The sequence below is a fragment of the Acinetobacter sp. ANC 4470 genome (genome assembly GCF_002135335.1).
Taxonomy (GTDB): domain Bacteria; phylum Pseudomonadota; class Gammaproteobacteria; order Pseudomonadales; family Moraxellaceae; genus Acinetobacter.
This window is the reverse complement of record NZ_NEGC01000005.1, coordinates 154,633-168,912: the sequence shown is the minus strand read 5'-3', so window position 1 is coordinate 168,912 and position 14,280 is coordinate 154,633. Positions and strand designations below refer to the sequence as shown.

Below are 14,280 nucleotides of genomic sequence, written 5' to 3'. Positions count from 1 at the left end.
ATACATTCACCCCCCGTGAATGATTGAGTTAAAGGAGCAACAAGCAGGTTTCCGGACTTAAATGTAATATCAAATCGTTGATATTTGCATATCCACCTTCCCACACTTTTAGTGCAGTGGTGTCAATCTTAAAAAGATTACATTGATATGCTTTTCATTTTTACCGTTGCGGGGGCAGTGTTGGATTTTTACCAACTTCCCTAAAGCGAATGCTTAGACTTGTTGCATTTTGCGCGAAGTATAAAGTTTGTATGTGAATTACACAATGTATGTAAATAATATTCGGGATGAACTTTACTCAAGCTTTTAAAATTGCATTACAATGATTCGCCCAAGATTTATATACAGCTTATAAATTGGGCTTAAATAGAGCTAAAACCAGAGCCAAGACTGTATGCGAACGCGCGCCAAAATTTGCGGAATTACACGAATTCAAGATATTCAATCTGTTGTACAGGCAGGTGCAGATGCCATTGGATTTGTCTTCTATCCACCGAGCCCACGCAGTGTCACAATTGAACAAGCAAAAGAGCTTGTAAAATACGTACCTGCTTATGTGCAAACGGTTGGCTTATTTGTCAATGCAACAGGTGACGAAATTGCACAGGTCTTGCAACAAGTACCATTAGACATGATTCAATTTCATGGTGATGAAACACCTGAACAATGTCAGGTGATTGCGCAACAAATAGGTCGTCGCTGGTATAAAGCCATTCAGGTTAAACCTGATTTAGATATTGTAGAAGTGATAAAAAGCTATCAACACGTCGGTGCGAGCGCAGTATTGTTGGATGCTTGGCATCCTGAGCTTAAAGGCGGAACAGGGCACCAATTCGATTGGGCACAGTTCCCAAAACTGAATATTCCTTTAATTTTGGCAGGCGGCTTAAAGCCTGAAAATATTGAAGACGCTATCAAGACGACTGGGGCTTACGCAGTCGATGTCAGCGGAGGCGTAGAGTCCGCAAAAGGTATCAAAGACCAACAACTCATTGAACGATTTATGCAAGGAGTCCAACGTGGATCAGCAAAGTGTTAGTCAGAACAGTCAGGTCGTTGACTATACCCAATTCCCCGATGAGCGTGGGCATTTCGGTATTCATGGTGGGCGTTTTGTGTCAGAAACGCTGATGGCGGCTTTAGAAGATTTAGAAAAACTCTATTTCCGCATGAAAAATGATGCCCAGTTTTTGGCTGAATTCGACCGTGACTTAGCCTACTATGTCGGTCGTCCTAGTCCACTTTATCATGCTGAACGATGGTCAAAAGAATTAGGTGGTGCACAAATTTACTTAAAACGTGAAGACCTGAATCATACAGGTTCACACAAAATAAATAACACCATTGGTCAGGCACTTCTTGCCAAACTTTCCGGTAAAAAACGAATTATTGCGGAAACTGGCGCAGGTCAGCATGGTGTAGCAACCGCAACGATTGCCGCACGTTTAGGTCTTGAATGTGTTGTGTTTATGGGCGCAGAAGACGTAAAACGTCAAGCGATGAATGTCTATCGTATGCGTTTGCTTGGTGCAACAGTTGTTCCAGTAGAAAGTGGCTCTAAAACACTCAAAGATGCCATGAACGAAGCGATGCGTGACTGGGTCACCAATGTAGACTCAACTTATTATGTGATTGGTACAGTTGCAGGGCCACATCCATATCCACAATTGGTACGTGATTTTCAATCGATTATTGGCCGTGAAGCACGTCGTCAAATTCAAGAACAAGCGGGTCGTCTACCTGATGCATTGGTTGCATGTGTAGGTGGTGGTTCAAATGCAATGGGCTTGTTCTATCCATTCTTGAATGATTCAGATGTGAAAATGTATGGTGTTGAAGCGGCAGGTTATGGCATTGAAACAGGTAAACATTCTGCGCCATTGAACGCAGGTCACGTGGGTGTATTACACGGTAACCGTACTTATTTAATGTCAGATGATCAAGGTCAGATTGTTGAAACGCATTCGATTTCTGCTGGTCTAGATTATCCGGGTGTCGGTCCTGAACACAGTTTCTTAAAAGACATGCACCGTGTTGAATATGTGCCGATTAATGACCAAGAAGCATTACAAGGCTTCCGTGATTTGACGCAAATTGAAGGGATTATTCCTGCGCTTGAAAGTTCACATGCAATGGCATATGTGACTAAACTTGCGCCAACCATGTCGAAGGATCAAATTATTATTGCGACGGTTTCAGGTCGTGGTGATAAAGATTTAATGACAGTTGCGCGTATTGATGGCGTGGAAATGGTTGAGATGTAATTACTTCTTTGAAGCCTCCCTATTTGGGGAAGGCTTGGAGAGGAGGATTTAAAGAATCGTGTTGGGTGAAAGCTCAGCACGATTCTTTTATTTACTTTAATGAAAATGGCTTAGGTCATTTAAAAGAGGGAAAATTGATAAATGCACTTCCTCATTTTAAGTGATGAATTGTGATTGGTTTGCGTAGGAAATAGCTTACTTTTGTTTTGGCAAAAGTAAGCAAAACCATTTGTTTTACTGATGCTGCATCCTTGCAGCACAGTAAAACGGCGACATCCATGTCGCCTCCGCGTCTCCCATACTTTTAATCTATCATTATTTTTATCATGACGGAGTCTTACCGTTTATTCATCTGATTGTAGGAGTTCGTAATGTTACTTTTAAAAAAGTAACCAAAATACGATTCATCAGCAAAACTCGTCGAATATCATCATGTGATTTATACTTCGCAAAAACATGATTTATTTAATTTTAGTCTGACTCGAACAGTTGCTGATGGGTTTGGCGTGTATCATTTAGATTAATGTTTTTGTTGGAAAAGTATGTTTTCTGTCTCGTAAATGATTAATTATTTTGCGATGTAAGAGAAATTATTGAATAGAGGGAATCTAATGCCCAGCCTATTTATCGTCATGCTCGGCGGTCGTCATGCCCGTGCTAATACAGAAGTGCATGATGTGGTTTTAGCCGTTGGTGATTCGCTTGAAGGCGTGTATCCACAACTGAAAAATGCATGGTTTGGCGAACAAAAAGGTTTACATATCGATGCTTGGGCACAGATTTATGGTGTGACATTTGAAGGCAAAAATTATCAAATTCAATTTACTGATGCTGCGCCGAAGCAAGCCGATCAAAAACTCTATTTGATTAACTTAGGTGGTTACGATGCACGTGAGTTTGGTGAATTGCATCGCTATGTTTTAGTGGTTGCACAAAATACAATGGTGGCCAAACAACAGGGCAAAGCCCACTTTGCACAGCATTGGCAAAAACAACATACAGACCGTATATTAGATGTAGATGATTGTATTACCATTGATCAGGTACATGGTCGTTATGTACAATTAATCGAGGGTGAGTTTTCAGGGAATCAGTGGGAAAACACATATTTAATGCTCAATGATTAGTGTGCATATCTTTATGATTAATAAATGTTATTTATGTGTAAACCAACTTAAAAGAATGAGATGGAGTTTTTGTAAATTTTGGATGAATAACGATTAATTACACTGTTTTCATCTATTTTTATAGGCATAATAAGATTATGGAATTTATGATCTCTTAGCTAGATGGAATTTGATAAATGGATTTGATTCAATCAAATGGACAACCGAATTATGGACGTTTCAGTGCTCTTCCAACAATTATCGATTTAAATAAATATCAATATAAAACGCCTTATGGCGAAGTGCTCACAGGTTGGCGTAAGCGGCTAAAATATAAAAAATTCAAATTTTGTTCTATTCAACATGAACACTACACCATTGGTTTAGCCATTGCTGATATTGCTTGGGCAGGGCATGGCTTTGTGTATATCTATAACCATATGACCGATGAAGTTTTAGAATGGAATGCAATCAACTTTTTATCTCGTCATACAGTCGTTGATGAACAGCCACTTTATAATCAAAGTTCTTTTTCTAAGTCACCTTTTCAAATTGATATTCAGCATGCCAATGGGGTGCGCTATATTCAGGTGACTAAATACGGTGAAATTAAACTCACTGCGCGAATTTTCTGTGCAGGGACAGATGCACTGAGTATGTGTAGTCCAACAGGAATTAATGGCTGGACTTATACGCAAAAGCTCACAACTTTAGCTTGCGAAGGCTTTTTTATGAATAAGCAGGGGGAAGCGATACAGTTTAATGAAAAAACTTTTGCTTCTTTGGATGACACTTGTGGTTTTCTGCGCCCAGAAACGGCTTGGTTTTGGTTGTCGTGTAATTTCTGGGATTCACAAAATAACCGTATTGGTTTGAATTTAGCTTCTGGGGTGAATGAAAGTTTTGGTAATGAAAACTGTTTGTGGGTGAATGGGGTTTTGTATCCATTAAGCGATGTTTTATTTCAACATCAAGAAGAGGGGCACTGGACCATTCGCTCACTCGATGAAAAATTGAATTTGGATATAAAGACTGGATGGCGACGCTATGAAAATCTTAATTTAAGATTAGTGGGAAGTCAATTTAGCCAATGGCAAGCTAAAATTAGCGGTACGATTCAGCAAGATGAGCAAGAAATTGTTTTGTTAAATGAGTATGGTTTGTTAGAGCAACATTACGCCAAATGGTAATAACGCTGTAGCATAAATAATAAGACCAAGTCCAAATTAATTTGGACTTGGTCAATAATAGACAACTTACATAAATCAAAAAATTTTCAATATTCGATTCTTTAAAACCAACACTGCCTCATTTGATTGATTCAATTTTTATGCCTTTGCGTAGGCATTATCTCTACTTTTGAAAGGTCAAAAGTAGCCAAAAACCTTTTGTTCCCCATACACGACATCCTTGTCGTGATGGGAAACGTGTGGCATCCATGCCACACTCATGAATCCAATATTTCCTAAAGTTCATTTTTTGGAATTTACGAACTATTTGTATTGATTAAAACAATTTATTAAAAGAAGTTTAATGAATAAATTATTTCTAGTCTTTAGCCGCCTGCCAAAAAGCTTCTCCTGCTGTAATCGGATCACCTGTTTCTTCTAAGGTTTTTACCCAGACATCATATTGAGCAATCACAGGATGTTGACTAGGATGGAAGTCTTTGCTAAACCAATCACGGTATTGCTGGCCCATTCTTATAAAGATGCCATTTCTACCCAAAAACCAAGGCAAGCCTCGAATATTCATTTGTAGACGTTGTAATGGTGTAAACCCATCATGTCTTAACATCACATTGGTACGGTAAATGGTAAAACCAAGCATGAGTACTGTGGTCCATACAAGTGTAAATTTACGTGTCAATTCAGACACATTTCCAACCTGTTTCATAACATCAAAAGCGACATCACGATGTTCCATTTCCTCAATCGCATGCCAAGCAAAGAGTGCTCGAACATAAGGATGAGCTTCACGTAGGGTCTCTTTTTTATTGTAAAAGGTTTCTGCCATAAGAGCAGTCAAGTGTTCTGCCGCAGCGGTCATGGCAATATTGTATTGAGGTGAACGCGTTTCTAGTTCGAATTTAAAAATTTTAGTTAAACGCTGAATAAACTGGTCAACAGGCATACCTTGCTCTTTCATGACCTGATTCATTTGATCATGGGCGATACCATGTTGCGCTTCTTGGCGAATAAAGTCCGCGACGCGTTGCTTTAAATCTGGATTGGTAATTTGATCGCGGAACAGACGAACCGATTGAATAAAGTAGCGTTCGCCATCTGGAAAAGTTAGGCTTAATGCATCAAACATACGGGTAATAAAGGGATCTCCCCCAAACCAAAAACGAGGGACTTCATTCAGTTTGAAATCAAGATGGCTACGAACTACGGGAGTTGCTTGATATTGGACAATGGCATTCATTTTGTTTTACTTAAATCGCCTTGGATAATTGCAGTATGTCGGGCTTTTTGAATTTTGTTTTGACAGTAATTGCCATTTTTTATACATTTGACGACAGAATAAAAAGTTCCCATGTCCAAATAATCTGAAAATATAGAGCAAAGCCATGCAAGAAATACAGATACCGAATGGCTATTTTCAACTCTGGCAAATGTATTTGGCAGAACGTGGTTTAGATGGATTGAACCTCGACTTTCTTCAACAGGAGCAAGCACAATTACGTCACGTGTTAAGCATGCCTATCGATACACAGTCATCTTATACGTTTTTTTTAGATGTGATCCATCGTACGCAGCAGCATCTAGATTGCCCACAACTTATTTTTGATATGGCACGGCATATACGACCTGAGCATTTTGGTGTTTTAGGTTATATGGCATCTAGAAGTAATAACGTCGCAGAGGTCATTCACTATATGATGCGTTTTAGCCGGTTGGTCATTGATGGTTCTGCGGCAACGCGGGTACACGTGTATCAACAAGGAGGCGCGATTCATTTGGCATGGCCCAATATTCATGAAAAATATGCCTTGATTCATGAAATGACTTTTGCCTGTATTGTACAATTAGCACGACAAATTTTTGGTTTGGGTCAGCCTATTTTAAGAGCTATCCATTTTGCCCATGCAGCGCAAATGAGTGTGTATCCTTATCAGAAATTTTATGGCTGTGAGGTGTTATTTAAACAAGCTGATTATCAACTGGTATTGAATTTGGAAAGTTTAAACTTGCAGCCGCACCAATCCGATCCCTCACTGATTCATTTACTCACCAAACAAGCTGAAGAAGCGATTGCTTCTAGGTTAAGTTATGAAACTTTAGATCAGCATTTACATATGAGGGTGGCTGAATATTTGCGCTTGCAAAATAGTGTGCCGAAAATTGACCAAATTGCCGAAGAGTTACATATATCTTCACGAACATTACAACGTCAACTTAATGACAAAAATTTATCTTTTAAAAAAATTATTGAAATAGAGCGAATGAAGCGCTGTGAGCAATTATTACTGCAAAATTTCAGTTTGACTGAAATTGCAATATATTTGGGTTATTCGGACCAGTCTGCTTTGGCACGTGCTTATAAAGCTTATAGTGGTCAAACTTTATTACAACGAAAGCAACAGTTGAAAGAGTAACTTGAACTATATAAAGCAGCACATTTAGGGGCTATACCGTATTCTTTTGTCACTTCGCAGGTCATAGAAAATAAGAAAAAGGAAAATCGTGTGTAGTGAAGAGCAGGTTTTGCTATTTCATGAAACATTAAATTTAAAATATAACTTATTTATTTTTATCAAATTTTTACCAATAAAAATAAGTTTATCTTCATGTTGGCTATTTTTTTAATAGCAAAATTAGGCATCTTTGATCATTGAGAAAAAATCGTAAATATCAGTAAATGGTGTTCTCGGATTGTTCTGAAAAAATGAGATTGTTAGTCTAATGTAGCGTGAAATTTTCAGACTCTATTCAATGAGTAAAAAATAACGTTACAATGCGTTGTCTTGTATTTCTACAAAGCCAACTCCTCAGTTTTTAAATAATTCAAGGAAAGCATACCCTTATGTCACGTTTAGCCACTCGTTTTGGACAGCTTAAATCTCAACAGCGTAAGGCGCTGGTTTCGTATGTGATGGCTGGTGACCCTCACCCAGAAGTAACAGTTCCATTGTTACATCAGATGGTTGAGGCAGGTGTAGATGTGATTGAACTTGGTCTTCCATTTTCAGACCCTATGGCAGATGGCCCAGTGATTGCCCTTGCAGCAGAACGTGCATTGGCAGGCGGGACCAATACCTTAGATGCTTTGAATATGGTGAAAGAGTTCCGTCAAAAAGACACAGAAACACCTGTCGTTTTAATGGGTTATTTAAATCCCGTTGAAGTGATCGGTTATGAAAAATTTGTGTCTTATGCCGATGAATGCGGTGTAGATGGTTTACTTCTGGTGGATTTACCGCCTGAAGAAGCAAAAGATTTAGATGAAGTGTTGAAAAAATTCAACATGGATCAAATTTTCTTACTTGCGCCAACATCTACAGATGAACGTATTCAATATGTGGCGAATCAAGCCAGTGGCTTTATTTACTACGTGTCCTTGAAAGGGGTAACGGGTGCAGCAACGCTAGATGTTTCTGAAGCTGCAACTCGTATCCAAAAAATTAAAGCTGTGACTGATATTCCTGTTGGTGTGGGTTTTGGTATTAGTGATGCTGCCTCTGCGAAAGCGATGGGTGTAGCGGCTGATGCTGTGATTGTTGGTAGTGCTTTTGTCAAACAATTTGCGAACTTAGCGCCAGAACAAGCCGTTGTCGAAACGGTTAATAAAGTCAAGGAGCTTCGAGCAGCGCTCGATGAGTTAGTATGAATCAAGAAGTGAAATCAGGCAAAATTCTGAGCCCAGCGACGCCGTGGACGGAACGTCATGTTCCGGGTATTCACACACCTGATGAGCAAACTGTACTCAAAGCAACGTTTACAGAACCAACGATTGAATGTCCTGAATGTCACGCACTGGTTACACGTACAGCCATATCATTTAATGCTTATGTTTGTCCGCAATGTGACGAACATTTGCGTATGAAAGCGCGAGATCGTTTAACGTGGTTCTTCGACCACGTTCAAAATGAATTGGGTCAAGAATTTGTTGCCAAAGATCCACTCAAGTTTGTGGACACTAAGCCATATCCAGACCGTATGACCGAAGCACAAAAGAAAACGGGTGAAACTGAAGCATTGGTGGTAATGCAAGGTTTGTTGAAAGGTATTCCTTTGGTTGCATGTGCATTTGAATTCGACTTTATGGGTGGTTCAATGGGTACGGTTGTAGGTGACCGTTTTGTGCAAGCGGCTGAACGTGCCATTAAAGACAAACAACCGTTAATCTGCTTCGCTGCATCTGGTGGCGCACGTATGCAAGAAGGGATGTTGTCACTCATGCAAATGGCACGGACTTCAGCAGTGATTCAACGCATGAAAGATGCAGGTTTACCGTATTTAGTGGTATTGACCCATCCAGTGTATGGTGGTGTAACTGCTTCACTTGCCATGTTAGGTGATGTGCATATTGCTGAACCTAAAGCCATGATTGGTTTTGCGGGTAAACGTGTGATTGAGCAAACCGTCCGTGAAACATTGGAAGAACCATTCCAACGTGCTGAATATTTGCTTGATCATGGTGTAATCGATCAAATTGTTCATCGTCACGCATTACGTGATACAGTCTATCGTATTGTCGCGAAACTGATGAATTTGCCTTGAACACAGCACCACTTGCAACAGACTCTTTAACTACATGGCTCAATTATTGGAGCCATGTTCACGTTACGGGCATTGATTTAGGTCTGGAACGCGTCATTCCAGTGGCTGAAAAGCTCGGGGTGACACAACCACAGGCAAAAGTACTGACCGTAGCAGGAACCAATGGTAAAGGTTCAACCACCACGACTTTAGCTGCCATTTTAAATGCGCAAGGCTATCAAGTCGGTTTATATCAATCACCACATATTTACCGTTTTAATGAACGAGTGAAGTTGTCGGGGATTGAAGTGGATGACCAGACTTTGGTCAATGCGTTTGTACAAGTGGATCAAGCACGTCGCGAGTGTGATTTAAGCTTATCGTTTTTTGAAGCAACCACGCTGGCTGCTTTTGTGATTTTTAAAAATAAACAATGTGATGTTTGGGTTTTAGAAGTTGGTTTAGGCGGTCGCCTAGATGTGGTCAATGTTGTAGACCCAGATGTGGCTGTGATTACCAATATTGGTTTAGATCATATTGATTGGTTAGGCGACACGATTGAAAAAATTGCCTTTGAAAAAGCAGGCATTATTCGCCCGAATATCCCCGTAATTTTTGGTGGTTTACAACCACTGCCACAGGCGATTCAAAATAAAGTCGACGAATGTCAGGCTCAACTTTATGTGGCAGAGCGTGATTATTTTTATCAATATACCGAAGATGGTCAAGCTTGGATGTTTGCATCATCAGGCACGACTTTAAAACTTCCACTTGGTTCTTTGGCACTGGAAAATATTTCCACCGCAGTTGCCGCTATTTTAGTGAGTGGTTTAACAGTTAGCCAAGCAGCTATTGCACAAGGCATACAACAGGCAAAACTGCAAGGTCGTTTTGAAATCTGTCAAATTCAAGGTCAAACGGTTATTTTTGATGCTGGGCATAATCCGCATGGTGTTAAATTTTTGTTAAAGCAGTTGCGAAAATTCTTAGAATACAATAAACAGTACACAGAAGTGATCAGTGTTTTTTCAATGTTGGCAGATAAAGACATCAATTCCGTCGTAGAATTGTTGAAAGATACTGTTTTAACATGGAAAATTGCAGCATTAACCGTTCCACGAGCAGCGGAAAGAGCACAGCTTGATGACGCGTTACGGGGCGAAACAGTACAACACTTTGAAAGTGTTCAATTGGCTTTTAAATCAGCGCTGAATGAAACAAAAAATAATCAGCTGATCTTGGTATGTGGTTCATTTCATACCTTAGAAGCGGTATGGGAGTATTTGGAAGAATGTCAATGAATAGCACACAACGTTGGATGGGTGGCGTTGTTTTATTAGGTGGTGGTGTTCTATTGGCAGCATTGCTTCTGAAGGGTAAAGACGAAATATATCAAAATGAATTTAAAACCCCAGAGCGTGCTTCCCAAGTCGAGCAGCAAAAACCTGCTACAGCAGGAGAAATGATTCAGCTTCAACCTTTAACAGTTGATGTTGAAACTGAAAAACGTTTACTAGAAGAACAACGTCGGGCTCGTGAAAAATCAGTTGCGGAACAAGAAGCGCGTGCAGCAGAGTTTTTAGTAATGCAGCAACAAGCAGAAGCAGAAGCAGCACGTAAGGCAGCAGAAGAATATGCGGCTTTGAATGCACATCGTACAGGTGCACAGCAAAGTTCGGACAATATTCCCCCTGAACTGATTGAAGATGAAAAAGTAAAACAAAAGCGTTTGGCTGAAGAGAAACTGAGCGCTGAAAAAAAGTTACAACAGCAAAAAGTGCAACAACAAACTGATGCTGATAAAAAAATAGCTGCAGATAAACGTAATGTTGAAGCAGAAAAAAAGTTAGCTGAAAAGAAAGCTGCTGAGAAAAAAGCAGCGGAGGATAAGGCGCAGCAACTGGCTGAGGAAAAACGTAAAGCAGCTGAGAAGCAGGAAGCTGCAAGAAAAGAAGCTGCAAGAAAAGAAGCAGAACAGAAAGAGGCTGAAAAGAAACAAGCACAAACCAAGCATGAGGCAGATTTAAAGAAAAAAGCCGAGGCTGAAAAAGCGCGTGATTTATTGGAAAATGGTGATAAACAATGGATGGTGCAAGTGGCATTGGCAGCAAATGAAGCCAATGCAGATGCAGTTGCATCTAAGTTACGTGCCAAAGGCTATAAGGTCACCAAGAGCCCAACCTCGAAAGGTATTCGAATTATGGTCGGGCCTGCTAAAAATCGAGATGTTGCAGATTCAGCACGTAAGAAAATTACCAGTGATACAAGCCTAGGTATGAAATCAGCATGGGTGATTGACTGGATGCCACTTGATAAACGCTAAATCGAGTTGAAGCAAAAAATTAAGATGGGTTTGACAGTTGCTGTCGAATCCATTTTATATTTTCAGGGCTAAATATTTTTTCGATATTTATCCAAACAGGATGAAAGCCATAACCCCCATGTTTCATTTCATTCAGTGCATCTTCAGTTTGCCAGTTTTCAAAAATAATGCGATACATGGCAATACTTGCACCCGTGCGGTCAGAGCCATGATAGCAATGAATCAATACTTTTTGATTACGGGTTTGTGCTTGTTGAATGTGCTGCATCACTTGTAATAAATCTTCACGGTTCATTGCCCACGTATCAATTGGAATATGAATCAATTTAAAATCTGTTGATGGCAGTACGGCTAGATCAGCATTTCTCGATCTTAAATTAATTACAGCATCAATATGCTGTGTTTTTAATTGTGGAATCAGTTCTGCATTCGGTTGTTCACTACGAAATAACTGCTCACTGATTTGATAAAAATTATTTGCTTGATGAATGACTTTGCCCCAATTTGATGGGCGATGTTCTGCTGAAATGGTTGGTGTAGTGACACATCCGAGCAAACTTGAGCTACTGATAAAAATGACGAATAGGGTTCTTTTAATCATGGTCGATATCGTTCCAATTCAATAGGATCATGCGCACAAATGATTTCGATATTTTTTTGGCTTTGTGCGAGTTGTTGAATTTTATATAAGTTATCTAAACGCATTGGATTATTTTCAGCAAAAAGGCGTTCCAATTTATTTAAAGTCCTAAGTTTGTTCTTGGGGTCAAGTTGTAGATGTGAATAATAGGCATCGCCACAGAAGAACAGCCAACCATCTTGCTGCTTAATGGCAATTCCACAATGACCTTTGCTATGACCCAATAATGGAATCATTAAAATTTCATCTTGAAATAAGCGAAATCCTTGGACTTGGTGCAGGTTAAACCATGCTTCGCCTTGCTTTGGTTCGATGAAATTCCAGTAGCGATGTTGTTTAAATTGTTGGGTTTTATAACGCGCTTTATTTTTGAGTGAGAAAAAACTTTGTGTCGCATTATATTCAGTCGATAGCACATGTACCGTGGCATGCGGAAAGTCTGAAATTCCACCAGCATGATCAAAATCGAGATGCGAAACTAAAATATGCTTAACATCTTGAGGGCTAAAACCTAAGCGTTGAATTTGGGTAATGGCGGTTAGTTCTAAATTATGTTCTATACGCCCGAGTCGTGAAGCAAAATTACCTAAACGGACTTGGGGGTGTAGATAATCTTGTATACCTAAACCAGTATCCACCAATACCAATCCTTGATCTGTTTCAAGCAGTAGACAATGACAAATCAATTTGGCATGTAAACCTTTTTGCCCAAATAGAGGGCCACAAACAGGGCACATGGTGCCGCAATGTAAATGATGAATCTTATAAATCACAATATTTATTCTTAAAATTAAGTCAGCGTATTTATAAACGGACTGCAAAATAAATACCAACTTGATTTTGTAATTCAACTCTTTAGTGAAATGAAAAGCCCGTCATAAGACATAATGCCAGTTAGTTCAGAAATTGATTGGCTTATTTATTTTAAATTCATGATGTTATGTAATTCACGGAAACGTCATCCGCAACTTGAGCAATAAATAAAGCACAGCTTTATTTATTGCTCAAGGCAAGATTACTTTGAAAACGTAGGGTTTCTGCGATTAATGGGTCAATAAAAGGTATTTGACGAGTTTTGCGGGTGACAAATGTTTTTGGTTCTTTGGGCTAAACAAAAGAATAAATGAGCTCCAGAAATTTGATTTAAAACGATAAGACTCCGTCGTGAATAACTAAAAAGCTAAGGAGTTAATTGTAAAACCCCTTAACTGATCAGTATTAGTCATAAGACAGGTTGTGTAGAGCAATCAGGATTTGGCTCGTCATATTAATCCTATATTTCTAGCGAGTGATGCTGGCTTTATTTCTATACTCCGTACTCCGTTTATTTTGTACTTTAGTTTTTACTCGAAGCATAGCTTCTCGTCTTGTGTTCGTGTGGAGCAGTGCTCCACTTATCCTCACTCAGGTTGTGGGGTTAAACGCAAGTATGGCTTAACCGCTGTATAGCCTTTAGGGAAGCGCTGTTTAATTTCGTCTTCATCCTTAAGAGAAGGGATAATGACTACATCATCACCCTGTTGCCAATTGGCAGGCGTAGCAACTTTATGCTGATCTGTCAGTTGTAGCGAGTCTACAACGCGCAAAACTTCATGGAAATTACGTCCTGTCGATGCAGGATAGGTAATGATTAAACGAACTTTTTTATTTGGGTCAATAATCACTAAAGAACGCACGGTAAGTGTTTCACTGGCATTTGGATGAATGAAGTCATAAAGCGTAGAAACTTTACGGTCTTTATCAGCAAGAATGGGAAAATTCACCGTGGTATTTTGGGTTTCATTAATGTCGTTAATCCAGCCTTGATGCGATTCAACATCATCGACAGACAGGGCAATGGCTTTCACCCCGCGTTTGCTAAATTCATCTTTTAGTTTTGCGGTAAACCCAAGTTCAGTGGTACATACAGGGGTGTAATCAGCGGGATGGGAAAATAAAATTCCCCAACGATCACCCAAATAATCATAAAAATTAATCAAACCTTCACTTGAGTCTTGCTCAAAATTCGGTGCAGTATCGCCTAAACGTAATGTCATTTTTATCGCCTCAAATTATTTGTTATGGACTTTGCTGAGATCGAATATGGCGCATTTTTTTTGCCAAGGAAAATAGCATTTTTGTATTTCTTTATGCGTATATGGAATATAGCTGCCTGACTTGATTTGTAAAAACTGTATAAATGACGAATTCTATGACTATATTGGTTGTTTAAAATTTGTTACATTGATTTCCCTTGGCTGTC

13 protein-coding genes and 1 riboswitch are annotated in these 14,280 nt (G+C 39.4%); of the genes, 9 read left to right on the top strand and 4 right to left on the bottom strand.

The features are described 5' to 3' along the window. Positions 1-24 precede the first annotated feature (24 nt). Positions 25-238: riboswitch (cobalamin riboswitch) on the bottom strand. Positions 239-394: 156 nt separating this feature from the next. The 4 genes from B9T25_RS09320 to B9T25_RS09305 all read left to right on the top strand — a co-directional run bounded on the left by B9T25_RS09320 (position 395) and on the right by B9T25_RS09305 (position 4,560). Then, positions 395-1,039, top strand: coding sequence for a phosphoribosylanthranilate isomerase (locus tag B9T25_RS09320; RefSeq protein ID WP_086188155.1), 645 nt, complete (start codon positions 395-397; stop codon positions 1,037-1,039). Then, positions 1,020-2,264, top strand: coding sequence for a tryptophan synthase subunit beta (gene trpB, locus B9T25_RS09315; protein WP_086188154.1), 1,245 nt, complete (start codon positions 1,020-1,022; stop codon positions 2,262-2,264). The genes B9T25_RS09320 and trpB overlap by 20 nt, the downstream gene beginning before the upstream one ends. Before the next feature lie 611 nt (positions 2,265-2,875). Beyond that, positions 2,876-3,391: a DUF1543 domain-containing protein gene (locus B9T25_RS09310; RefSeq protein WP_086188153.1), complete on the top strand. Its 516-nt coding sequence runs from the start codon at positions 2,876-2,878 to the stop codon at positions 3,389-3,391. A 176-nt stretch (positions 3,392-3,567) separates the two neighbouring features. Next, complete coding sequence (locus B9T25_RS09305; RefSeq protein ID WP_086188152.1) at positions 3,568-4,560, top strand: DUF2804 domain-containing protein; 993 nt, start codon at positions 3,568-3,570, stop codon at positions 4,558-4,560. Positions 4,561-4,918: 358 nt separating this feature from the next. On the opposite strand, the gene B9T25_RS09300 is transcribed toward B9T25_RS09305, so the two are convergent. Then, complete coding sequence (locus tag B9T25_RS09300) at positions 4,919-5,797, bottom strand: metal-dependent hydrolase (RefSeq protein WP_086188151.1); 879 nt, start codon at positions 5,795-5,797, stop codon at positions 4,919-4,921. Between the two features lie 145 nt (positions 5,798-5,942). Here B9T25_RS09300 and B9T25_RS09295 point away from each other — a divergent pair, with 145 nt between their 5' ends. The 5 genes from B9T25_RS09295 to B9T25_RS09275 all read left to right on the top strand — a co-directional run bounded on the left by B9T25_RS09295 (position 5,943) and on the right by B9T25_RS09275 (position 11,398). After that, positions 5,943-6,971 (top strand): AraC family transcriptional regulator, encoded by a 1,029-nt coding sequence (locus B9T25_RS09295; protein ID WP_086188150.1) that lies wholly within the window; start codon positions 5,943-5,945, stop codon positions 6,969-6,971. A 428-nt stretch (positions 6,972-7,399) separates the two neighbouring features. Then, entirely contained in the window at positions 7,400-8,203 is an 804-nt protein-coding gene (gene trpA, locus B9T25_RS09290; RefSeq protein ID WP_086188149.1) for a tryptophan synthase subunit alpha, read from the top strand. Next, on the top strand, positions 8,200-9,096 hold the full coding sequence (gene accD / locus B9T25_RS09285; protein ID WP_086188148.1) for an acetyl-CoA carboxylase, carboxyltransferase subunit beta: 897 nt from the start codon (positions 8,200-8,202) through the stop codon (positions 9,094-9,096). The genes trpA and accD overlap by 4 nt, the downstream gene beginning before the upstream one ends. Next, entirely contained in the window at positions 9,093-10,376 is a 1,284-nt protein-coding gene (gene folC / locus B9T25_RS09280; protein WP_086188147.1) for a bifunctional tetrahydrofolate synthase/dihydrofolate synthase, read from the top strand. The genes accD and folC overlap by 4 nt, the downstream gene beginning before the upstream one ends. Further along, on the top strand, positions 10,367-11,398 hold the full coding sequence (locus B9T25_RS09275) for an SPOR domain-containing protein (protein WP_213032993.1): 1,032 nt from the start codon (positions 10,367-10,369) through the stop codon (positions 11,396-11,398). The genes folC and B9T25_RS09275 overlap by 10 nt, the downstream gene beginning before the upstream one ends. Before the next feature lie 19 nt (positions 11,399-11,417). On the opposite strand, the gene B9T25_RS09270 is transcribed toward B9T25_RS09275, so the two are convergent. The 3 genes from B9T25_RS09270 to B9T25_RS09260 form a co-directional block, all read right to left on the bottom strand. Further along, positions 11,418-11,999, bottom strand: a complete 582-nt coding sequence (locus tag B9T25_RS09270) for a dual specificity protein phosphatase family protein (RefSeq protein ID WP_086188145.1) — start codon at positions 11,997-11,999, stop codon at positions 11,418-11,420. Then, positions 11,996-12,811: an MBL fold metallo-hydrolase gene (locus B9T25_RS09265; protein WP_086188144.1), complete on the bottom strand. Its 816-nt coding sequence runs from the start codon at positions 12,809-12,811 to the stop codon at positions 11,996-11,998. Before B9T25_RS09265 ends, B9T25_RS09270 begins: the two co-directional genes overlap by 4 nt. Positions 12,812-13,438: 627 nt before the next feature. Further along, positions 13,439-14,074 (bottom strand): peroxiredoxin, encoded by a 636-nt coding sequence (locus B9T25_RS09260; protein ID WP_086188143.1) that lies wholly within the window; start codon positions 14,072-14,074, stop codon positions 13,439-13,441. Between the last annotated feature and the right edge of the window lie 206 nt (positions 14,075-14,280).

What these genes read in the sequence shown, in the direction of transcription:
- B9T25_RS09320 (WP_086188155.1), top strand. Translation starts at nt 395, where the DNA reads ATGCGAACGCGCGCCAAAATTTGCGGAATTACACGAATTCAAGATATT.
- B9T25_RS09310 (WP_086188153.1), top strand. Translation starts at nt 2,876, where the DNA reads ATGCCCAGCCTATTTATCGTCATGCTCGGCGGTCGTCATGCCCGTGCT.
- B9T25_RS09305 (WP_086188152.1), top strand. Translation starts at nt 3,568, where the DNA reads ATGGATTTGATTCAATCAAATGGACAACCGAATTATGGACGTTTCAGT.
- B9T25_RS09300 (WP_086188151.1), bottom strand. Translation starts at nt 5,797, where the DNA reads ATGAATGCCATTGTCCAATATCAAGCAACTCCCGTAGTTCGTAGCCAT.
- B9T25_RS09295 (WP_086188150.1), top strand. Translation starts at nt 5,943, where the DNA reads ATGCAAGAAATACAGATACCGAATGGCTATTTTCAACTCTGGCAAATG.
- trpA (WP_086188149.1), top strand. Translation starts at nt 7,400, where the DNA reads ATGTCACGTTTAGCCACTCGTTTTGGACAGCTTAAATCTCAACAGCGT.
- accD (WP_086188148.1), top strand. Translation starts at nt 8,200, where the DNA reads ATGAATCAAGAAGTGAAATCAGGCAAAATTCTGAGCCCAGCGACGCCG.
- B9T25_RS09275 (WP_213032993.1), top strand. Translation starts at nt 10,367, where the DNA reads ATGTCAATGAATAGCACACAACGTTGGATGGGTGGCGTTGTTTTATTA.
- B9T25_RS09270 (WP_086188145.1), bottom strand. Translation starts at nt 11,999, where the DNA reads ATGATTAAAAGAACCCTATTCGTCATTTTTATCAGTAGCTCAAGTTTG.
- B9T25_RS09260 (WP_086188143.1), bottom strand. Translation starts at nt 14,074, where the DNA reads ATGACATTACGTTTAGGCGATACTGCACCGAATTTTGAGCAAGACTCA.